Raw genomic sequence first — 19,809 nt, 5'->3', positions numbered from 1 at the left:
CCTGAGCGCCTCACCCCGGCGCCACGCCGCGCCGCTCCACGTCCCGGCCGCTCAGCCCCCGGAAGCCCAGGGCGTCCATCAGGCGCAGGAAGTCCGCGGGAGGCAGGCTGCCGCCCGTGGCCCGCGAATGGCCGTGCGCGAACGAGCCTCCCATCGGCGGCAGGTCCAGGCCCCGCAGCAGCGCGAGCAGGTCCACCGGCGCGCGGCTTCGCAGCACGAAGTTCACGCGGCCGGGCAGGTAGCCCGTGTTGGCGGCGACGACGATGTGGTCCGGCAACCGCTGCACCCAGCGCATGGCCACCAGCGGGTGCACCTGCGCCTCGGAGCTGAACAGCAGGAGCGCCAGGTTGCCCGCGAAGCGCGGCGGCGTCTTCGCGCACCGGGCCACCTCGCGCTGCACCTCCAGGCGGCAGTCGCGCAGCGCGTCCACGCCGGGCACGCGCCCCTCCGCGATGTCCGTCGCGCTGCCCGCGCGCAAGAGCACCTGCATCGCCAGCGGCGCCGCGAACCGGCTGGAGCGGCGGGCCGCGTTGAGCAGCGCCACCGCCTCCGTGACGGACGAGCGCTTCGCCCGCCGCAGCGCGTCCCTGAGGAACGGCATCGGCGCGTCCGCGCCCAGGTCCGCCACCGTCCCCAGCACCGCCAGCCACTCCAACGGACCGGGCACGATGAACGACGACGTGAGCACGTACGTGAGCAGGCTCGTGTTCGCCACGGGCGGATGGCCGTAGGCGGTGAGCACCCGCGCGCCGGGTGGGAACACCTCCGATGCGTGATGGTCCACCACCAGCGTGGGCACGCCCGGCAGCAGCGGCTCCGCGCGGCTGCCCATGTCCAGCACCACCAAGGCCTCCGTGGAGGAGGCGCCCAGCCGCTCCAGGAAGCCCGGGTGGTGGACGTCCTCTCCCTTGCCCGGCAGGCGCGCCGTCGGCCGGGCCCCCAGGGACTGAAGCGCGCGGAGCATCAGCACTCCGGAGGTCAGCCCGTCCACGTCCGTGTGCGGGACGACGAGCACGTGCTTGTCCCGGCACGCTTCCAGGAACTCGCGCGCCTGGTCCATCGCCGCCTCTGGCGCCGGCCAGTGCGCATCTCTCGTGTGTCCCAGAAGCATGAAGGAAAGCTGTCACTGCCTGTAGCGGCACGGCAGGGCGCGCCCGTCGTGGCTGGTCGCCCTCCGGACAGCCCCCCGGGTCCAGTCAGGCGGCGCGAGCGTTGCGACCTTCGCAGGCATGGAAGGCCTTGGGACAGGGCGCGCGGGCCCCGTGACTTCGCGGGTGCGAGGGCAGGGCACTTCCCATAGTGTCCGCGCCCATGACCCGCACCCCCCAGACCTTGATGCGCGCGGCCCTGGCCGCCCTGTCGCTCGCGGCGCCCGCCGCCTGCGCGCAGACGAAGCCCGCTCCGGCCGCGAAGGCCACGCCCGCTCCGGCCGCGAAGGCCACGCCCGCGGAGGCGAAGCAGTTCGCGGAGAAGCTCAACGCGGACCTGAAGCAGCTGTGGACCCGTCAGGCCACCGCCGAGTGGATCAAGAGCACGTACATCACCGACGACACGGAGCGGAACGCCGCCTCCGTCAACGAAGAGGTGATGGCCTACGTCAACAACGCCATCAAGGACTCGCGCCGCTTCGACGGGCTGAAGCTGGACGCGGACACCGCGCGCATGCTGCACCTCTTGCGCGTGTCCCAGACGCTGCCCGCCCCGGCGAATCCCGCTCAGCGCTCGGAGCTGGCCTCCACCGCCGCGAAGCTGGAGGGCCTCTACGGCAAGGGCAAGTACTGCGGCAAGGACGGCAAGGGGAAGTGCCGCGACCTGGAGGAGCTGTCCGACGTCATGGCGGAGAGCCGCAACGCGGATGAGCTCCTGGACGCGTGGACCGGCTGGCACGCCATCAGCCGCCCCATGCGCCCGCTGTACACGCAGCTGGTGAACCTCTCCAATTCGGGCGCGAAGGACATCGGGTTCAACGACCTGGGCACGCTGTGGCGGTCGTCCTACGACATGACCCCGGCGGAGTTCGAGAAGGAGGCGCAGCGGCTCTGGGGCCAGGTCAAGCCCATGTACGACGAGCTGCACTGCTACGTGCGCGGCCGGCTGGCGAAGCAGTACGGCGAGGCCGCCGTGCCCGCCGGCAAGCCCATCCCCGCGCACCTGTTGGGCAACATGTGGGCGCAGGAGTGGAACAACATCTACCCGCTGGTGGAGCCGTTCCCCGGTCAGGCCAGCCTGGACGTGGACAGCGCCCTCGCGAAGCAGGGCTATGACTCGCAGAAGATGGTGAAGCTGGGTGAGAAGTTCTTCACCTCGCTGGGCCTCAAGCCGCTGCCGCAGACCTTCTGGGAGCGCTCGCAGTTCACCAAGCCGAAGGACCGCGATGTCGTCTGCCACGCGTCCGCCTGGGACGTGACGTACGACAACGACCTGCGCATCAAGATGTGCATCAAGCCCACCGAGGAGGACCTGGTCACCATCCACCACGAGCTGGGCCACAACTACTACTACACGTACTACTACAAGCTCCCCGTCCTCTTCCAGGCCGGCGCCAACGACGGCTTCCACGAGGCCATTGGCGACGCGCTCACGCTCTCCATCACCCCGGCCTACCTCCAGCAGGCGGGCCTGCTCAACGCGGTGGAGAAGAACGACAAGAACGTCATCAACCTCCAGCTGAAGGACGCGCTGGAGAAGGTGGCCTTCCTGCCCTTCGGCCTGCTGGTGGACCAGTGGCGCTGGGACGTGTTCAGCGGGAAGGTGAAGCCGGCGGACTACAACAAGAGCTGGTGGGCGATGCGCACGAAGTACCAGGGCATCGCCGCGCCGGGCACCCGCACGGAGCAGGACTTCGACGCGGGCGCCAAGTACCACGTGCCCGCCAACGTGCCGTACACGCGCTACTTCCTCGCGCGGATCCTCCAGTTCCAGTTCCACAAGGCGCTGTGCGAGGCCGCCGGAATCAAGGGCCCCCTCAACGAGTGCTCCATCTACGGCAACAAGGCCGCGGGCGCGCGCCTGCAGGCCATGCTGGAGCTGGGCGCGAGCAAGCCGTGGCCGGACGCGATGGCGGCCATGACGGGCACCCGCCAGATGGATGCCACGCCCATGCTGGAGTACTTCGCCCCGCTGCGCCGCTGGCTCCAGGAGCAGAACAAGGGCCAGAAGTGCGGCTGGTGACGTTTCGCCGGTGATGTTTCCAGGGAGTGGACTTCGCCCGGGACGGGCGCTTAGGCTGGCGCTCGTCTTGTAGGGTTGAACTCTGTAGGACCGGACGGCGACTCTTCCTGTCCGCGATGAAAGAAGAACAGCAAATGGCGACTGGTACCGTGAAGTGGTTCAACGACGCGAAGGGCTTCGGCTTCATCACGCAGGACGGCGGCGGCGAGGACGTGTTCTGCCACCACACCGCCATCAACATGGACGGCTTCCGCACCCTGGCCGAGGGCCAGAAGGTGGAGTTCGAAGTCACCAAGGGCCCCAAGGGCCTGCAGGCGCAGAACGTCCGCGCCGCCTGAGCCTGACCGTTTCCTGATTCACCCAAGAAGGTCCGACTCTCACCGGGTCGGGCCTTCTGTATTTTCTGGAGCCCGCATGTCCGCCTTCCGTCTGCGCTTCCTCCCCCTCGTCGCCGCCCTCGGGTGCGCCACGACGTCGCCTTCCATCCCCTCCACGCCGCCGGCCACCGCCACCGCGTCCGCGCCCGTGTCGAAGGCGGCGCTGACCGCGCTCAAGCAGGAGCTGGTGACGCAGCACGGCGAGGCGCAGCGCGCGCGCATCGAGCGGGGCGTGGAGCAGGTGGCCGCGCTGTGGCGCCCGGAGGACGGGGACCTGGCGGCCTTCGCGCGCGAGCAGTTCCTGCCCACGGGCCCCCAGCTGGACGCGACGTTCACGCGCTTCGAAGGGTTGTTCGAACAGTTCGACGGCCACATGAACGAGCTGGGCCGCGAGCTCCAGTGGTTCACGGACCTGGACCTGGGGCCGCTGTTGCCGGTGGAGCCGCTGCTCGCGGCGTATGACCCGTCCTCCAACGTCACGTCGGACCTGTTCAACGCGAAGCCGGGCTTCGTCGTGCTGCTCAACTTCCCGCTCACCACGCTGGCCGAGCGCGTGAAGGAGGGCCCGTCGTGGACGCGGCGCCAGTGGGCGGAGGCGAAGCTCGCGTCGCGCTTCAACCGGCGCGTGCCCGCGGCGGTGGAGCAGAAGGTGTCGCAGGCCATCGCGGACGCGAACCTCTACGTCGCCGAGTACAACGTCTGGATGCACCACCTGGTGGACGCGAAGGGCCAGCGCCTCTTCCCCCAGGGGCTGCGCCTCATCAGCCACTGGAACCTGCGCGACGAGCTGAAGGCGGACTACACGGATCCGCAAGGGCTGGCGAAGCAGCGGATGATCGTCCAGGTGATGGAGCGCATCGTCACGCAGACGATTCCCGCGGCCGTCATCGACAACCCGCGCGTGGACTGGGATCCGTTCACCAACAAGGTCACGGTGGCGCCGCCGGAGTCGGTGGAGGCGAACGCGCCCCAGCGCGCCGTGAAGGCGGACGCCGCGCCGGAGCCGGACACGCGCTACGCGCGGCTGCTCGCCACGTTCAATGCCTCGCGGAGGGTGGATCCGTATTCGCCGGTGGCGCCCACGCGCATCGCCCGCGCCTTCGAACTGGACCGGGGCCTGCCGGAGGAGCGCGTGCGCGCGCTGCTCACCCAGATCCTGGAGTCACCGCTGGTGCCGCGCGTGGCGAAGCTGATTGAGACGCGCCTGGGCCGCCCGCTGGAGCCGCAGGACCTGTGGTACCCCGGCTTCCGTCCGGGCTCCAAGGTGCCGGAGGCGCAGCTGGACGCGCTGACGCGCAAGCGCTACCCCACGGCGGACGCCTTCGCGCGCGACATCCCGCGCATCCTCCAGGGCCTGGGCTTCACGCGGGAGAAGGCGGAAGTGCTCGCGTCGTACATCCGCGTGGACGCCTCCCGAGGCGCGGGCCATGCCCAGCAGGCGCTGCGCCGGGGCGACTTCCCCCGCCTGCGCACGCGCGTGGAGAAGGGGGGCATGGACTACAAGGGCTACAACATCGCGGTGCACGAGCTGGGGCACAACGTGGAGCAGGTCTTCAGCCTGTACCAGGTGGACCACACGCTGCTGTCCGGCGTCCCCAACAACGCCTTCACGGAGGCGCTGGCCTTCGTCTTCCAGGCGCGCGACCTGGAGCTGCTGGGCCTGGGCCAGCCGGACGCGGCCAGCGAGCGCGAGCGGGTGCTCAACGACTTCTGGCAGACGTGGGAGATCGCCGGCGTGGCGCTGGTGGACATGGCCACGTGGCACTGGATGTACGAACACCCGGACGCCACGCCCGCCCAGCTGCGCGACGCGGTGGCCGGCCTGTCGCGCGACGTGTGGAACCGCTACTACGCGCCGGTGCTGGGGCGGAAGGACAGCCCGGTGCTGGGCATCTACAGCCACATGATCAGCTACCCGCTGTACCTGCCGGACTACCCGCTCGGGCACCTCATCGCGTTCCAGATTGAAGAGCACCTGAAGCAGCACGGCCCGCTGGGCGCGGAGTTCGAGCGCATGGCCACCTTCGGCTCCGTCACCCCGGACGAATGGATGCGCCACGCCACCGGCGCCCCCGTCAGCGCGGACGCTTTGTTGCGCGCCACCGAAGCCGCACTGTGATAGTTCGGGCATTCCCCATTTCACTCTTCTGGAGGATTGACCTTGAATTTCATCTCTCGTGCGCTGGTGCTGGGTTCCCTGTCGGCGATGGTCGGCTGTGCCACGACGAAGGGCGGCACGAAGACCCCGGACACGACGGAGCCGACGCCCGGCACCGCGTCGCTGGTGGACTACTGCGACGACACGCAGAAGGCCATCTCCAAGGAGGCGGACGCGCTGGCCAGCCCCTACGGGATTGATCAGCACCTGGACAAGAACTTCCCGGACCGCAAGGTGTCGTGGCTGATGACGGACAGCGCGTACCAGAAGTTCGTGGTGCAGACGGGCGCGAAGAACTTCGGCCGCTGCAACGACGTGGGCTGCTACCTGTTCGCGGCGCCGTCGGCGTCCATCCACGGCGCGGTGGAGAAGTCGAAGACGGCGGACGGCAAGCACGACCCGGCGGTGCTGGGCCAGGCGCTGGGCCTGCCGGCGAAGAACTTCGAAGGCCCCCTGCGGATGATGACGCTGGACCTGGGCGCGCAGAAGGTCTGCACGCGCCTGCCGGTGGACGCGGACCCCGGCGTGTGGAAGTGCCAGACGCCGGAGGACACCGACTGCTTCAAGTTCGGCGGCTACACGTCCGGCGGCGCGCCGGAGGTGATGGTCATCAACGCGCCGGTGGCGGACACCCAGGTGGCGGAGATTCCGTGAGCGACGAGGAGGTGCTCCTCCAGAGCCCGCTCCTGTACCGCGTGCTGCGCGGGCGGGACGGGGCGCTGTCCATCGAGGTCGTGGTGGGCGGCATCATGCAGTTCGAGGTGCGCGTGCACCTGAACGCGAAGGAGACGGCGTCCTTCCAGAAGGAGGGACGCGCCTTCGCGGACCGGATGGCCCAGGCCATCATGGCCAACCCGCCCTTTGGCGGCCGGTCCGTGAAAGTGCCCGTGTAGCGAAGCCTTCGCGGGGACCCGCCGCGTGCGGGTCCCCGTCGCAAGGACGCTACGGCGTGGCGGCGGTGTTGCCGGGGATGTCCACCAACTCCACCTCGAAGGTGAGCACGGCGTTGGGCGGGATGCGCGAGCCCGTGGGCGGGCGCTCTCCGTACGCGGTGCTCGCGGGGCAGGTGAGCTTCGCCTTGCCGCCGACCTTCATCTTCTGCACGCCCTGGGTCCAGCAGGGGATGACGCCGTTGAGCGGGAACTCCACCGCCATGCCGCGCTTGTAGGAGCTGTCGAACTCGGAGCCGTCCACCAGCGTGCCCTGGTAGTGCACCTTCACGGTGTCGATGGCGCGGGGCGACTTGCCGGTGCCGGCCTTGAGCTCGCGGTAGATGACGCCGGAGGGCAGCCGGGTGGCGCCGGGCTCCTTGGACGCGCGATCCAACGTGGTGACGTTGACCTGGGCCATGCGCGCCTTGGCGAGCGTCTGGATCTTCGCCGCGTACTCCTTCGGATCCACCGCGGGCGGAGTGCCGGCGACCGCGTCCTGGATGCCGCGCTGGAGCAGCGCCAGCTCCTCGGGGGTGAGGGCGAGCGCCGTCACGCTCTGCCCCAGCGAGAGGCCGAGCGAATAGATGGTCTTCTGATCCTCCGTCTTGAGCTCCACGGGCGCGGGGGCGGCCTTCGCGGCGGCCTCGGGCGCGGCGGCCGGCTTGGAGCTCTTCGTCGGGGCCTGGGCCAGGGCGAGGCCCGGAGCACCGAGCATCAGGACCAGGGCCGCCTTCCACTGCATACGCATGCTTCCGCCTTTCACGAGAACGGGGGGGACCATAGCGCCGCTCACGCGCCGCCGGTCAGTCATCCGCGCGCACAGGCCAACGCGAAGAATCCAGCGAGCGGAAAACCCCAGCGCACGCAGGCCCGCCAGGGGCGCGAGAAGGCGCCGTTTTCTTGCGCGCATGAGGTCTGAACGTACTGTGCCTTCAGGTCGCTGCACCCCCGCAGCAGCCTGTTGCACCTGCTGGAGGTCATGAGCCAATGAGCGAGAAGCGCAAGGCCAATCGGGCGCCCCTGGACATCTACCTCAACAAGTACATGGGCGGCGTGCCGTACATGACCCGGGCCGCGGACATCAGCCAGGAGGGCGTCAGCCTCTCCCGCCTCATCGAGCCCCAGCACGACGCGCGCCGCGTGGGCCTCCAGTTCCAGCTCCCCGGCTCCGAGGAGATCATCTACGCCGAGGGTGAAGTCGTACGCGAATGGAAGGACCTGGGCCGCAAGGAGCAGTCCGGCGTGCGCTTCACGCTGCTCACCGAGCGGCACCGCAAGATGATCGACGCCTACGTCGACCGTCACACCGAAGGCAACTGACACGAGGCGTTACCCTCCGCGTGCGTCACCGCGATTGCGCGGTGCCACCGGCGGTTCGCGGTACCCGCGCCGGGTTCATCAGGCGGATCCGACTGTCTCCGGGTCGCCTTGACTTCGCGCGAAGTGACCCCCTTGAATGACCGGAGAGGTTCCCTGTGCGCTCGCCGACTTTTCGCGGCGGCGACAACGGGAGGAGTGCTCCGTGAGGCGTTCGCTGTGGGGATTGTTGCTGGTCGTGCCGCTGACGGCGCTGGGCCAGGGCAAGGACGCGAAGGTCGCCGCACCCGCCACGCCCGCTGCTGAACCCGCGCGCGGCGTGGGCACTCCGGGCATCAACTGGGAGGGCCAGCTCCTACGCGCCACGGGCGCCGGTGCTCCGGATCTCAAGGCCGCCAACCCCGGGCAGGCACGCCTGGGCGCCGAGCGCGCCGCGAAGCAGGACGCGTTCCGCAACCTGCTGGAGCAGGCCCGCGGCATCCAGGTGAGCGCGAGCCGCACCGTGGGCGACGAGCTGGCGCGCGACGACGTGAAGGGCCGCGTCGAGGGCGCCATCCGGGGTTACAAGGTCGTGGCCACGCGCTACTTCTCCGACAGCGGCGTGGAGATGGACGTGGAGCTGCCGCTCGCGGCGCTCAGCGCGGCGCTGACGCCCGCGCAGGAGCCGGCCATCGTGCTCAACGCAGAGGGCGCGGCGAAGTACACGGGGCTCGTGGTGGACGCGCGAGGGCTGGGCGCGAAGCCGGTGCTCGCGCCCCGGCTGGTGGACGCGACGGGCAAGGCGCTCTACGGCGCGACGGTGCTCACGGAAGAGGCGCGCGGCACCGCGGGCGTCGCGGCCTGGTTCAACAACCTGGACGCGGCCCGGAAGGCCTCGCGCGTGGGCGACAAGCCCCTGGTGGTGAAGGCCGCGCAGCTCCAGGGCTCCGACCTGGTCCTGAGCGCCGAGGGCATCCGCGCGCTCACCGAGGCGAACACCCGCTTCCTGGCCGAGGGCCGGGTCGTCATCGTCACGCAGTGATGTCCGTGCGCTCCTTCCGGACGACGGCGGTGCTCGCGATGGCGGCGATGCTGATGGCCAGCTGCGCGGCGAAGCAGGAGCAGCCCGCGACGGTGGCCCGCGCGGAGCAGTTGATGTCGTCCAATGCGGCCAAGCGCGGCGACCTGGTGCTCCGGTGCGAGCCCTCTGACGCGCAGGTCCTGCTGGACGGGGTGGAGCAGGGGGCGTGCAGCGACTTCGCCGGGGTGTCGCGGAGCCTGCGGTTGGGGGACTCGGGCTTCCACCAGGTGGAGGTGAAGAAGCGCGGGTTCTACCCCTACACGACCTACTACCAGCCCAGCGGGGCGCGGGTGACGTTGAAGGTGAAGCTCCGGCCCCTGGCCCCCGAAGGCGGCGGCGTGCCTCCCTGAGCGGGGCCCCTCCAGGCTGGCCCCCTGCACCGCGAGGTGGCGGGCGGACGCAAGGACCGCAATCAGGGGCCGAAGACGCCGTAGGATGGGCGGGGACAGGAGGCGGTCATCGGACGTCGCAAGAGAGGCAGTGAGCGCGCGGTGAAGGTTCCCCAGCCCATCGCGACCCCGGAGGTGTCCCCGGTCCTGCACGTCGTGCACCCGGAGCCCGTGCCTCCGCCCGGCGACCCCTCGGCGCTGGACGAGGCGGAGGCCCGCCGGGTCGACTTCGTCTGGTCCGGCGTGATGGTGGGCTCGCTGGCGCTGGTGTTCGCGCTCTTGTCCGTGTTCGGCGGGGTGGCGGTGCCGGTGCTGCTGGCGCTGACGGGCGCGTACGCGTTCAACCCGCTGGTGACGCTCCTGGAGAAGCGCGGCGTGGACCGCACCTGGGGCACGTCCATCCTCTTCTTCGCGGGCACGCTCCTGATGGTGGGCGCGGGCCTGTACCTGGTGCCGGTGTTCCGCGACGAGGCGGCGAAGCTGCCCCACTTCTTCCAGCGCGCCAGCACCCAGGTGGTGCCGCAGGTGGAGTCGCTCCTGGGTGTGTCGCTGCCGGACCTGGTGAGCCAGCGCACCGCGGAGCTGGGAGAGAAGGCCTCCGAGCTGCTCCAGAGCGCGGGCCCCACGGCGGCGCGGCTGGTGGCGAGCTTCGCCGGCAACACCGCGCGCTTCGCGGCCACGCTGCTGGGCCTGTCGGTGGTGCCGGTGCTGGCGTTCTTCTTCCTCCAGGACTACCCGCGCCTCATGGGGCGCATCCAGGACCTGCTGCCGCGCCGCTCCGCGGCGCTGGTGACCCAGCGCTTCCGCGAGGTGGACGAGGTGCTGTCCGCCTTCGTGCAGGGCCAGCTCACCGTGGGCGCCATCCTGTCGGTGCTCTACGCGGTGGGGCTGTCCGTGGCGCGCATCGACCTGGCCATCGCCATTGGCCTCATCGCCGGCTTCGGCAACATGGTGCCCTACCTGGGCACGGGCATCGGCGTGGTGCTGGCCTTGCTGGGCGTCCTGCTGTCCTGGCAGGGGCCGTGGCAGCTGGCGGTGGTGGCGGCGACCTTCATCATCGGGCAGCTGGCCGAGGGCTTCGTCATCACCCCGCGCGTCGTGGGGGAGAAGGTGGGCCTGGCCCCCGTGGCCGTCATCCTCGCCGTGCTCGCCTTCGGTGAGCTGTTCGGCTTCGTGGGCATCCTCCTGGCCGTCCCGGCGAGCGCCATCCTCAAGGTCGTCCTGAGCGTCGTCCTCCAGCGCTACCGCCGCACGCAGCTCTACAAGGGGAGCGTGCAGGGGCCGTGACGAAGCTGGAGAAGCTGCACCAGGAGATCATCGCGTGCCGGGCCTGCCCCCGGCTGGTGGCGTGGCGCGAGGAGGTGGCCCGCGTGAAGCGGCGCGCCTACCGCGACTGGGACTACTGGGGGAAGCCCGTCCCCGGCTTCGGCGACCCGAAGGCCCGGCTGATCATCGTGGGCCTGGCGCCCGCCGCGCACGGCGCCAACCGCACGGGGCGGATGTTCACCGGGGACCGCTCCGGGGACTTCCTCTACGCGGGCCTTCAGCGCGCGGGCTTCGCGAACCAGGGCGACAGCGAGCACCGGGACGACGGGCTGAAGCTGACGGACGCCTTCATCGTCGCTGCGGGCCGGTGCGCGCCGCCGGACAACAAGCCACTGCCGGAGGAGCTGGCCCGCTGCGCGCCGTTCCTGGACCGGGAGATGGCGCTGTTGCCTGGACGGGTGCTGCTCGCCCTGGGGGCCATCGGGTGGAACGCCGCGCTGGCGTCCGCCGCCCGCACGGGCGGTCCGCTCCCCACGCCCCGTCCCGCCTTCGGCCATGGCGCCGAGTTCCGGCTGCCAGACGGCCGGTGGCTCGTGGGCAGCTACCACGTCAGCCAGCAGAACACGCAGACGGGGAGGCTCACCCCCGCCATGTTCGACGCGGTGATGAAACGCGTCCGAGCGTTGTTGGTGACGTGAGCGCGGGAAGATCAGGGCCCATGCTCATGTTCCTTGACAGGTGTGGGAGCCCGCTGTTATTCCCCGCGCCCATCCGCACGACGGGTCGTTAGCTCAGCGGTAGAGCACTACCTTGACACGGTAGGGGTCAGTGGTTCGATCCCACTACGACCCATCATCAGTAAGTGATCCATCTCGCGGGCGGCCGGCTTTCTCAAAAGCCTGCCGCCCGCGGTTTTTTCCAGCGCAGGGGTTTATCCGCCATGTCCGAATCCATCACGGTGACGCTCCCCGACGGCAGCCAGAAGCAGACCGCCCGGGGCACGACCATCGCGGACTTCGTGAAGGGCTGCATCGGCGTGGGGCTCGCGAAGGCGGCCCTGTTCGCCCGGGTCAACGGCCAGGACATGGACCTGGCCCGGACGCTCGACGAGGACGCGAAGCTGCAGATCTTCACGTCCAAGAGCCCGGAAGGCCTGGACCTCATCCGCCACGACGCCGCGCACGTGGTGGCCAGCGCCGTGCAGAAGCTGTTCCCCGGCACGCAGGTGACCATCGGTCCCGCGACGGAGGAGGGCTTCTACTACGACTTCTTCCGCGAGAAGCCCTTCACGCCGGAGGAGCTGGAGAAGATCGAAGCGGCGGCCAACGCGGAGCTCAAGCAGGACATGCCGTTCGTCCGCACCGAGATCTCCATGGAGGACGCCATCAAGCTCTTCGAGGAGAAGGGCGAGAAGTTCAAGGTGGAAATCGTCAAGGACATCGCCGCCAAGGGCGCCAAGACGCTGACGCTCTACACCCACGGCGACTGGGTGGACTTCTGCCTGGGGCCCCACGCGCCCAGCACGGGGAAGATCGGCGTCATCAAGATCCTCTCCTCCAGTGGCGCGTACTGGCGCGGCGACCACCGCAACCCCATGCTCCAGCGCGTGTACGGCACGGCCTTCTTCGACAAGAAGGCGCTGGAGGCCTACCTCACGCGCATCGAAGAGGCCCGCAAGCGCGACCACCGCAAGCTGGGCAAGGAGCTGGACCTCTTCCACTTCCACCCGTACTCGCCGGGCGCGGCCTTCTGGACGCCCAAGGGCACCGCGCTCTACCAGACGCTGTCGGACTGGATGCGCTCGCTCACGGCCGGCGACGGCTACGTGGAGATCAAGACGCCCCTGATGTTCAACAAGGGCCTCTGGGAGACGAGCGGCCACTGGGGCAAGTACAAGGAGAACATGTTCCTGGTGCTCGACAGCGAGTCCGGCGAGCACGACTTCTCCCTCAAGCCGATGAACTGCCCGTCGCACCACCTGTTCTACGGCTTCAAGAAGCACAGCTACCGCGACCTGCCCCTGCGCCTGCACACCCAGGACGTGCTCCACCGCAACGAGGCCGCGGGCTCCCTGGGTGGCCTCACCCGCGTGCGCCAGTTCGCGCAGGATGACGCGCACATTTACTGCATGGAGAGCCAGATCACCGACGAGGTGCGGCGCTTCGTGCAACTGCTAGACCGGGTCTACAAGGCGGTGGGCCTCACCTACGCGGTGAAGCTGTCCACGCGCCCCGAGCAGCGCCTGGGCGACGACTCCCTCTGGGACCGCGCGGAAGGCGGCCTCAAGGCGGCGCTGGAGTCGCTGGGTCTGGCGTACGAGCTGGCCCCTGGTGACGGCGCCTTCTACGGCCCGAAGATCGACTTCGCGGTCTCCGATAGCATCGGGCGTAGGTGGCAGCTGGGCACCATGCAGCTGGACTACCTGGCCCCGGAGCGCTTCGACCTCACCTACGTGGGCGAGGACAACGCCGAGCACCGCCCGGTGGTCCTCCACCGCGCCATCTTCGGCTCCTTCGAGCGCTTCACCGCCATCCTCATCGAGCACTTCGCCGGGGCCTTCCCGGCGTGGCTGGCCCCGGTGCAGGCCACCATCGTCACCGTGGCGGACCGTCAGCTGGACTACGCCCGCAAGGTGCGCGACGACCTGCGCGCCAAGGGCTTCCGCGTGGAGCTGGACGAGCGCGGCATGACGCTCAACGCGAAGATCCGCGAAGCCCAGATGCAGAAGGTCCCCTTCACCCTGGTGGTGGGCGACAACGAGGTCGAGGCCGGCGCCGTGGCCCCCCGCCGGTACGGCGGAGAGGACCTGAAGACGATGAAGTACGCGGACTTCGAGGCCCTGCTGCTCAAGGAAGCCACGCTGCCCTGAGTGGTGTAGGGAACTTGACTCCCAGTCCGGGCTGGACTGCTCGCACGGCTTCCGGGGATTGAGGCACGCCCTGGGTCCCCGGGTCGCCAGGCCCAACGCCGAGCAGCGCAGGAAGGCAGGCCGGCGGTTGCCGCGGCGGCCCTTTCCGCGTCGGCTCCAGGAAATCCTGCCCCCGTCGCATCAAAAGAGTGATAGAGGCTTCCGCCAAAGCGTCCGGGGACCGTGTGCCCCGGACCGCCGTCAGTCACGAAGACTGCCGGCCGACAGGCAGAAGGAAGGTTTGGGATCATGCCCAAGTTGAAGACCCGCAGCGCCGCGAAGAAGCGCTTCCACGTGAAGAAGAGCGGCCAGGTGAAGTTCGGCAAGGCGTTCAGCAAGCACCTGTTCACCTTCTCCAAGACGCCCAAGCAGAAGCGCGGCAACCGTGGCACGGGCCACCTGCGCGACATGGACGCGAAGAAGGTCATCAAGGAGCTGTTCCCCTACGGCGCCTGAGTCGTCCTCGGGTTTGAACCAATCGTGAGTCCTGGCGGAGCGGCGTGAGGCCAGCGCCCCGGGGCTCCCTTCCAGAAGTCAGGAGTGTGTCATGCGCGTCAAAAAGGGTTTCAAGGCTCGTCGTCGTCGTAATCGCATTCTCAAGCTTGCGAAGGGCTTCCGCGGCCGTCGCAAGAACTGCTACCGCCGTGCGAACCAGGCCGTCGAGCGCGCCCTGGACTACGCCACCCGCGACCGCGCGGTGCGCAAGCGCAACTTCCGCTCGCTGTGGATCGTCCGCATCAACGCGGCCGCCCGCACCGTGGGCCTGTCCTACTCGAAGCTGATCGCCGGCTTGGCGAAGGCGAAGATCTCCCTGGACCGCAAGGTCCTGTCGGATCTGGCCATCGCGGACCCCGCGGGCTTTGCCGCCATCGCCAACATCGCGAAGGCAGCCTGAGACACGGCCGGCGGTGACGCCGGCTCCCGAAGCTGAAACGGGCTGCCTCCACCAGGGGGCGGCCCTTTTTTTTGCCCGGCGCCAGAGGCGACCGGGGCGTGAACGGAAGGCGGGAAGAGGACCATGCGAGACCGGTTGCAGGCGTTGGCGGACGCGGCGCGCCAGGAGATCTCCGGCGTGTCGGAGCCCTCGCAGGTGGAGGCGTTGCGCATCCGCTACCTGGGCAAGAAGGGCGAGCTGTCCGCGGTGCTGGGCGGCATGGGCAAGCTGCCCCCGGACGAGCGGCGCGCGTTGGGAGAGATCGCCAACACCGTCAAGGCGGAGCTGGAGCAGCTCTTGTCGGACGCCACGAAGCGCGCGGAAGAGGCCGCGCTGGAGGCCCAGCTGAAGGGCCCCAGGCTGGACGTGACGCTGCCCGGGCGCGCGGTGCTGCCCGGTGGACGGCACCCGGTGTCGCGCACGCTGGAGGACATCGTCCGGACGTTCGCGCGGCTCGGGTTCGAGGTGGCGGTCGGCCCGGAGATCGAGCTCGACTACTTCAACTTCGAGGCGCTGAACCTGCCCAAGGACCACCCCGCGCGGGACATGCAGGACACGTTCTACGTGGACGAGCCCACCCTGGGCCACGCGAAGAAGGCGGACAGCCCGTCGCTCTTGCGCACGCACACGTCGCCGGTGCAGGTGCGGCACATGCTGTCGCGCAAGCCGCCCATCCGCGCGGTGATGCCGGGCCGGGTGTACCGGCGGGACTCGGACATCACGCACACGCCCATGTTCCACCAGGTGGAGGGCCTGCTCGTGGACAAGGACGTGAGCTTCGCGGAGCTGAAGGGCACGCTGGACGCGTTCGTGAAGGCGTTCTTCGGCTCGGAGACGCGCACGCGCTTCCGCCCGTCGTTCTTCCCCTTCACGGAGCCCTCCGCGGAGGTGGACGTCACCTGCGCGTCGTGCGGCGGCAAGGGCTGCCGCGTGTGCAAGCAGACCGGCTGGCTGGAGGTGCTGGGCAGCGGCATGGTGCACCCGAACGTCTTCACCGCCGCGGGCTACGACCCGAAGGAGGTGACGGGCTACGCGTTCGGCATGGGCGTGGAGCGCCTGGCCATGCTGCGCTACGGCATCGACGACCTGCGGATGATGTTCGAGAACGACGCGCGCTTCCTCGCGCAGTTCTGATTCCGGCCCACCAGGAAAGAGGACAACCCTGTGAAGATTTCAGTGAAGTGGCTGGGTGATTACGTCGCGCTGCCGCCGTCCGTGGACGAGCTGGCGCGCAAGCTGACCGCGGCGGGCCTGGAGATTGAGGGCGTGGAGCGCCCCGGCGAGGGCCTGCGCGGCGTGGTGGTGGCGCAGATCCGCGAGTCGGTGCAGCACCCCAACGCGGACAAGCTGTCCGTCACGCAGGTGGACATCGGCGGCTCCGCGCTGTTCCAGGTGGTGTGCGGCGCGAAGAACTTCAAGGTCGGCGACAAGGTGCCGCTGGCCACGGTGGGCGCGAAGCTGCCCAACGGCATGGAGATCAAGCAGGCCGCGCTCCGGGGCGTGGACAGCTTCGGCATGCTCTGCTCCGCGAAGGAGCTGGGCATCACCGAGGACTCGTCCGGCCTGCTCATCCTCCCCGCGGACACGAAGCTGGGCCTCCCCATCGCGGAGGCCCTGGGGCTGGATGACTCCGTGCTGGAGGTGAACGTCACCCCGAACCGGCCGGATGCGTTGAGCCACCTGGGCATCGCGCGCGAGGTGGGCGTGGTGACGGGCGCGCAGCTGAAGTTGCCGCAGCCGAAGCCCGCCGAGTCCGGCAAGCCCGTGGCGGAGCTGGTGAAGGTGCGCATCGACGCGAAGGAGCGCTGCTCGCGCTACGCGGCGCGGGTGGTGGAGGGCATCACGGTCCAGCCGTCGCCGCAGTGGATGCAGGACCGGCTGAAGGCGTGCGGCGTGCGCGCCATCAACAACGTGGTGGACGTCACCAACTACGTGCTCCTGGAGTACGGCCAGCCGCTGCACGCGTTCGACCTGGAGAAGGTGGCGGGCCAGGAGATCGTCGTCCGCACCGCGAAGGCGGGCGAGAAGCTGCGCACGCTGGATGACAAGGAGCGCACGCTGGACGCGGACGACCTGGTCATCGCGGACCGCGACCGGGCGCAGGCGCTGGCGGGCGTGATGGGCGGCGGCGACAGCGAGGTGACGCAGGGCACGAAGCGCATCGTCATCGAGTCCGCGCACTTCCACGGCTCCGGCGTGCGCCGGTCCGCGAAGCGCTACGCGCTGCACACGGAGGCGTCGCACCGCTTCGAGCGCGGGGCGGACCTGGACGCGGTGCTGCCGGCGTTGGACCGGGCCGCGCAGCTCATCGCGGAGCTGTCGGGCGGCACGGTGGCGCCGGGCCGGGTGGACGTGCAGCCCGAGCCCCTGGCGCCGCGCCGGGCGACGCTGCGCTACGCGCGGGTGGAGAAGGTGCTGGGCGTGGCGGTGCCGGAGGCGGAGGTCCGGCGCATCCTGACGGCGCTGGGCTTCAAGTCCGTGGAGGAGTCGCAGGGGCAGACGACGTACGAGGTGCCGCGGGCGCGCGTGGACGTGGAGCGCGAGGAGGACCTGATGGAGGAGGTCGCCCGCGTGTACGGCTACGACAACATCCCGGCGCGCCTGCCGCGAGGCCTGGAGACGCTGGCGCCGGAGCCGCTGTCCATGGAGGCAGAGCGCCGGCTGCGCCACGCGCTGGGCGGCGTGGGGCTGTCCGAGGTGGTGAACTACTCGTTCGTGGCGCCGAAGTCGCTGGAGGTGCTGGGCGGGAAGGAAGCGCCCATCGCGCTGATGAACCCGCTGAGCGTCGAGCAGTCGGTGATGCGCACGAGCCTGCTGCCGGGCCTGCTGGAGAACCTGTCGCGCAGCGTGCGCCACCAGGTGGAGTCGGTGGGCCTCTACGAGACGGGCCGGGCGTACTTCCGGGACGCGCAGGGCGGGCAGGGCATGCGCCCGGCGGCTCGCGAGGTGCCGCGCGTGGCGGGCCTGGTGTGGGGCCTGCGGGGCGGTGGCCGGAGCTGGACGCAGAAGGACTCGCGCGTGGACTTCTACGACGCGAAGGGGGCGGTGGAGGCGCTGCTGCACGCACTGCACGTGGAGGGCGCGGCCTTCACCCCGGCGGAGGCGCCCGCGTACCACCCGCGGAGCTGCGCGCAGGTGGCGCTGAGCGACGGGACGGTGCTGGGCCTGGTGGGCGAGGTGCACCCGCGCGTGTCGAAGGCGCTGGGCCTGCCGGAGGGCGTGTTCGTGTTCGAGCTGGACACGGATCCGCTATACGCGGCGGCGCGGCTGGTGCCGCAGGCGGCGGCGCTGCCCAAGTACCCGGCGGTGCTGCGCGACCTGGCGGTGGTGGTGCCGCTGGAGCTGCGCAACGAGGAGGTGCGCCGGGTCATCCTGGAGGTCGGGGCGCCGCTGGTGGAGGACGCGCTGGTGTTCGACGTCTACACGGGCAAGCCCATCCCCGAGGGGAAGAAGAACCTGGCGTACGCCTTGAGGTACCGCTCGCCCGAGCGGACGCTGACCGACGCGGAGGTCACGGCGGCCCACCAGCGCATCATCACGGAGGTGAACCAGCGGCTGGGTGCGGCGCTGCGCGCCTGAATTCCTGAATGAAGTCAGGACGTTGACACGGTTCGGGGAAGGCTGACACCATGCCCCGCGTTCACCGGCCAATCACGGGTGCCAGAGGACTCGCATGACGAAAGCGGACATCATCGAGGGGGTCTACGAGAAGGTCGGCTTCTCCAAGAAGGAGTCGGCGGAGATCGTCGAGCTCGTCTTCGACACCGTGAAGGAGACGTTGGAGCGCGGGGACAAGATCAAGATCTCCGGGTTCGGAAACTTCCAGGTGCGCCAGAAGAAGGCGCGCGTGGGGCGCAACCCGCAGACGGGCAAGGAGATCGAGATCAGCGCCCGCCGAGTCCTGACCTTCCGGCCGAGCCAGGTGTTGAAGAGTGCCCTGAACGGCGAGGCGCCCCCGGAGAACCACGCGGAGATCGACGCGCAGGAAGAGGCGGCGGCGGACGCGGCGGAGGCCCGGGGCGAGGACTTCGACGAGGGAATGGAAGAGGGCGACGAGTAGGTTTTTTTCATCGGCGCCTGTCACCTCGCGCTTGACCCAGGAAAGCGGCGAGGGCATAAGGCAGCACCGTTTCACGACGGCGGTTCTCGGGGCGTAGCGCAGCCTGGTAGCGCACTTGCTTGGGGTGCAAGTGGTCGCAGGTTCAAATCCTGTCGCCCCGACCAAAATGAAGGCCCTGGAGTTTCCGGTGCAAGCCGGTGACTCCAGGGCCTTTGTTTTTTCACGTGCGCCCATGCGCGAGTCCTGCTTCGCCGGTCCTCGGCGCGCCCCTATGCCAGCCGGATGAGCGTGTGCTGCCCTAGCCATGGAACATCTTCGAACGGCGGCGCCGGGACTCCGAGGAATGGCTCGAGGGCGTAGCCGACGTAGCACATGAAGAAGGGGTCCATTTCGTAACCCGGCTTGGAGGTGAGCGCGACCATCAGCTTGGCGTCCATCACTGACTAGCGGAATCGGTGATCGCCTTCGGCCGGAATCGCTGATCGGCATGACCGGAATACGCACCACGTCCTGCGCCGCCTTCGAGCAGTGGCTGGGCCAGGCACGCACGTGCGGCGTGCGCGCGGTGGAATCCTTCGCGCAGGGACTTGAGCAGGACGGCGAGGCCGTCCGAGCCGCACTGACCACGCCTTGGAGCAATGCCCAATCCGAAGGTCAAATCAGGAAGCTCAAGCTCCTCAAGCGCCAGATGTACGGTCGTGCCAGCTGCGACCTGCTGCGCCGCGGCTTGCTGCTCGCCGCTTGAATCGACGCACCACATAAAGCGCGGGAGAGCCACGGAGCCGGGGCAAGCTCATACCCCTGGCAGGCTGTGCTGGCTCGGGACAGGGCATGGCGCTGCTTGTGGGGACGCCGCGCGGAGCGGCGGTTCCGCGGTGGCCCTCCTGCCCGGAGTAGGGTCGCACTGCTCGTCATCGCGTGTCCTTCCTAACTTGAGGGTGGGCCAGGTGTGTTCGCACCGGAAAGGCCCGGGGGGGACATCGATGTGGTGCGCGGATCCCTACGTGCAGCTCCTGCGAGGTCGGGGCTACTGTCTGGTGCGGTTGCCCCGGGAGGACCTCCGGCCCGCTCAGGTGCTGGCTCGGATGGGGAGGGAACTCCAGACTCTCGGCGAGCTGGGGACCGTCTTTTTGCCGGGGGCCACACCGCTCCCATCCGTTCGGGCGGGTGAGCGTGTGGCCGATCTCCAGGGCTCCACCACGGGACGGCTCGGGGCGGGATTGGGGCTCTCCATCCT

18 protein-coding genes, 2 tRNA genes and 2 pseudogenes are annotated in these 19,809 nt (G+C 69.6%); 19 read left to right on the top strand and 3 right to left on the bottom strand.

Annotation, left to right across the window (positions count from 1 at the left end):
* Positions 1-10: 10 nt before the first annotated feature.
* The gene (locus D7W82_RS11600; protein WP_120618402.1) at positions 11-1,111 is read right to left on the bottom strand and encodes a DHH family phosphoesterase; all 1,101 of its coding nucleotides are present in this window, start codon (positions 1,109-1,111) and stop codon (positions 11-13) included.
* A 200-nt stretch (positions 1,112-1,311) separates the two neighbouring features.
* On the opposite strand from D7W82_RS11600, the gene D7W82_RS11595 reads away from it, so the two are divergent.
* The 5 genes from D7W82_RS11595 (at position 1,312) to D7W82_RS11575 (ending at position 6,599) form a co-directional block, all read left to right on the top strand.
* Positions 1,312-3,171, top strand: coding sequence for a M2 family metallopeptidase (locus D7W82_RS11595; protein WP_120618422.1), 1,860 nt, complete (start codon positions 1,312-1,314; stop codon positions 3,169-3,171).
* 134 nt (positions 3,172-3,305) lie between these two features.
* Entirely contained in the window at positions 3,306-3,509 is a 204-nt protein-coding gene (locus D7W82_RS11590; protein WP_014397260.1) for a cold-shock protein, read from the top strand.
* A gap of 76 nt (positions 3,510-3,585) precedes the next feature.
* The gene (locus tag D7W82_RS11585) at positions 3,586-5,667 is read left to right on the top strand and encodes a hypothetical protein (RefSeq protein WP_120618401.1); all 2,082 of its coding nucleotides are present in this window, start codon (positions 3,586-3,588) and stop codon (positions 5,665-5,667) included.
* A 42-nt stretch (positions 5,668-5,709) separates the two neighbouring features.
* Positions 5,710-6,360 carry a hypothetical protein gene (locus D7W82_RS11580; RefSeq protein ID WP_120618400.1) on the top strand — a complete coding sequence of 217 codons (651 nt, stop codon included), beginning with the start codon at positions 5,710-5,712 and terminating at the stop codon, positions 6,358-6,360.
* A complete protein-coding gene (locus D7W82_RS11575; RefSeq protein ID WP_120618399.1) occupies positions 6,357-6,599 on the top strand; it encodes a hypothetical protein in 243 nt (80 codons plus the stop codon). The genes D7W82_RS11580 and D7W82_RS11575 overlap by 4 nt, the downstream gene beginning before the upstream one ends.
* A gap of 49 nt (positions 6,600-6,648) precedes the next feature.
* Here D7W82_RS11575 and D7W82_RS11570 read toward each other — a convergent pair whose 3' ends face one another.
* A complete protein-coding gene (locus tag D7W82_RS11570) occupies positions 6,649-7,386 on the bottom strand; it encodes an FKBP-type peptidyl-prolyl cis-trans isomerase (protein WP_120618398.1) in 738 nt (245 codons plus the stop codon).
* A 239-nt stretch (positions 7,387-7,625) separates the two neighbouring features.
* On the opposite strand from D7W82_RS11570, the gene D7W82_RS11565 reads away from it, so the two are divergent.
* The 13 genes and pseudogenes from D7W82_RS11565 to D7W82_RS11505 all read left to right on the top strand — a co-directional run bounded on the left by D7W82_RS11565 (position 7,626) and on the right by D7W82_RS11505 (position 18,736).
* Positions 7,626-7,958: a PilZ domain-containing protein gene (locus D7W82_RS11565; RefSeq protein ID WP_014397255.1), complete on the top strand. Its 333-nt coding sequence runs from the start codon at positions 7,626-7,628 to the stop codon at positions 7,956-7,958.
* Between the two features lie 202 nt (positions 7,959-8,160).
* A complete protein-coding gene (locus D7W82_RS11560; protein ID WP_120618397.1) occupies positions 8,161-8,976 on the top strand; it encodes an LPP20 family lipoprotein in 816 nt (271 codons plus the stop codon).
* Positions 8,976-9,365, top strand: coding sequence for a PEGA domain-containing protein (locus D7W82_RS11555; protein WP_120618396.1), 390 nt, complete (start codon positions 8,976-8,978; stop codon positions 9,363-9,365). Before D7W82_RS11560 ends, D7W82_RS11555 begins: the two co-directional genes overlap by 1 nt.
* A 141-nt stretch (positions 9,366-9,506) precedes the next feature.
* Positions 9,507-10,691, top strand: coding sequence for an AI-2E family transporter (locus tag D7W82_RS11550; RefSeq protein ID WP_120618395.1), 1,185 nt, complete (start codon positions 9,507-9,509; stop codon positions 10,689-10,691).
* Positions 10,688-11,368 (top strand): uracil-DNA glycosylase, encoded by a 681-nt coding sequence (locus D7W82_RS11545; protein WP_120618394.1) that lies wholly within the window; start codon positions 10,688-10,690, stop codon positions 11,366-11,368. Before D7W82_RS11550 ends, D7W82_RS11545 begins: the two co-directional genes overlap by 4 nt.
* Positions 11,369-11,450: 82 nt before the next feature.
* Positions 11,451-11,522, top strand: a tRNA-Val gene (locus tag D7W82_RS11540).
* 88 nt (positions 11,523-11,610) lie between these two features.
* On the top strand, positions 11,611-13,539 hold the full coding sequence (gene thrS, locus D7W82_RS11535) for a threonine--tRNA ligase (RefSeq protein ID WP_120618393.1): 1,929 nt from the start codon (positions 11,611-11,613) through the stop codon (positions 13,537-13,539).
* A 288-nt stretch (positions 13,540-13,827) separates the two neighbouring features.
* Positions 13,828-14,034, top strand: coding sequence for a 50S ribosomal protein L35 (gene rpmI / locus D7W82_RS11530; RefSeq protein WP_014397248.1), 207 nt, complete (start codon positions 13,828-13,830; stop codon positions 14,032-14,034).
* Positions 14,035-14,125: 91 nt separating this feature from the next.
* On the top strand, positions 14,126-14,473 hold the full coding sequence (rplT, locus tag D7W82_RS11525) for a 50S ribosomal protein L20 (protein ID WP_014397247.1): 348 nt from the start codon (positions 14,126-14,128) through the stop codon (positions 14,471-14,473).
* 123 nt (positions 14,474-14,596) lie between these two features.
* A complete protein-coding gene (gene pheS, locus D7W82_RS11520; RefSeq protein ID WP_120618392.1) occupies positions 14,597-15,646 on the top strand; it encodes a phenylalanine--tRNA ligase subunit alpha in 1,050 nt (349 codons plus the stop codon).
* A gap of 30 nt (positions 15,647-15,676) precedes the next feature.
* Positions 15,677-18,091, top strand: a complete 2,415-nt coding sequence (gene pheT / locus D7W82_RS11515; RefSeq protein ID WP_120618391.1) for a phenylalanine--tRNA ligase subunit beta — start codon at positions 15,677-15,679, stop codon at positions 18,089-18,091.
* Positions 18,092-18,185: 94 nt separating this feature from the next.
* Positions 18,186-18,464: pseudogene (locus tag D7W82_RS11510) on the top strand (integration host factor subunit alpha); the annotation flags it as partial.
* Positions 18,465-18,659: 195 nt separating this feature from the next.
* Positions 18,660-18,736 (top strand) — tRNA-Pro (locus D7W82_RS11505).
* Between the two features lie 105 nt (positions 18,737-18,841).
* Here the strand turns inward: D7W82_RS11505 and D7W82_RS40495 are convergent.
* Entirely contained in the window at positions 18,842-19,009 is a 168-nt protein-coding gene (locus D7W82_RS40495) for a hypothetical protein (protein ID WP_158617636.1), read from the bottom strand.
* Between the two features lie 80 nt (positions 19,010-19,089).
* On the opposite strand from D7W82_RS40495, the pseudogene D7W82_RS11500 reads away from it, so the two are divergent.
* A pseudogene (locus D7W82_RS11500) lies at positions 19,090-19,317 on the top strand (transposase); the annotation flags it as partial.
* Positions 19,318-19,809 lie beyond the last annotated feature (492 nt).

Source organism: Corallococcus sp. CA049B, from assembly GCF_003611685.1.
Lineage (GTDB): Bacteria > Myxococcota > Myxococcia > Myxococcales > Myxococcaceae > Corallococcus > Corallococcus coralloides.
The sequence above is the reverse complement of the archived record's forward strand: the minus strand, read 5'-3'. Positions and strand labels throughout refer to the sequence as shown.

Excerpts from the sequence above, each read along its gene's own strand:
- rpmI (WP_014397248.1), top strand. The coding sequence starts at position 13,828 with ATGCCCAAGTTGAAGACCCGCAGCGCCGCGAAGAAGCGCTTCCACGTG.
- D7W82_RS40495 (WP_158617636.1), bottom strand. The coding sequence starts at position 19,009 with ATGGACGCCAAGCTGATGGTCGCGCTCACCTCCAAGCCGGGTTACGAA.
- rplT (WP_014397247.1), top strand. The coding sequence starts at position 14,126 with ATGCGCGTCAAAAAGGGTTTCAAGGCTCGTCGTCGTCGTAATCGCATT.
- D7W82_RS11595 (WP_120618422.1), top strand. The coding sequence starts at position 1,312 with ATGACCCGCACCCCCCAGACCTTGATGCGCGCGGCCCTGGCCGCCCTG.
- D7W82_RS11600 (WP_120618402.1), bottom strand. The coding sequence starts at position 1,111 with ATGCTTCTGGGACACACGAGAGATGCGCACTGGCCGGCGCCAGAGGCG.
- D7W82_RS11590 (WP_014397260.1), top strand. The coding sequence starts at position 3,306 with ATGGCGACTGGTACCGTGAAGTGGTTCAACGACGCGAAGGGCTTCGGC.
- D7W82_RS11565 (WP_014397255.1), top strand. The coding sequence starts at position 7,626 with ATGAGCGAGAAGCGCAAGGCCAATCGGGCGCCCCTGGACATCTACCTC.
- D7W82_RS11555 (WP_120618396.1), top strand. The coding sequence starts at position 8,976 with ATGTCCGTGCGCTCCTTCCGGACGACGGCGGTGCTCGCGATGGCGGCG.
- D7W82_RS11585 (WP_120618401.1), top strand. The coding sequence starts at position 3,586 with ATGTCCGCCTTCCGTCTGCGCTTCCTCCCCCTCGTCGCCGCCCTCGGG.
- D7W82_RS11570 (WP_120618398.1), bottom strand. The coding sequence starts at position 7,386 with ATGCGTATGCAGTGGAAGGCGGCCCTGGTCCTGATGCTCGGTGCTCCG.
- pheS (WP_120618392.1), top strand. The coding sequence starts at position 14,597 with ATGCGAGACCGGTTGCAGGCGTTGGCGGACGCGGCGCGCCAGGAGATC.
- thrS (WP_120618393.1), top strand. The coding sequence starts at position 11,611 with ATGTCCGAATCCATCACGGTGACGCTCCCCGACGGCAGCCAGAAGCAG.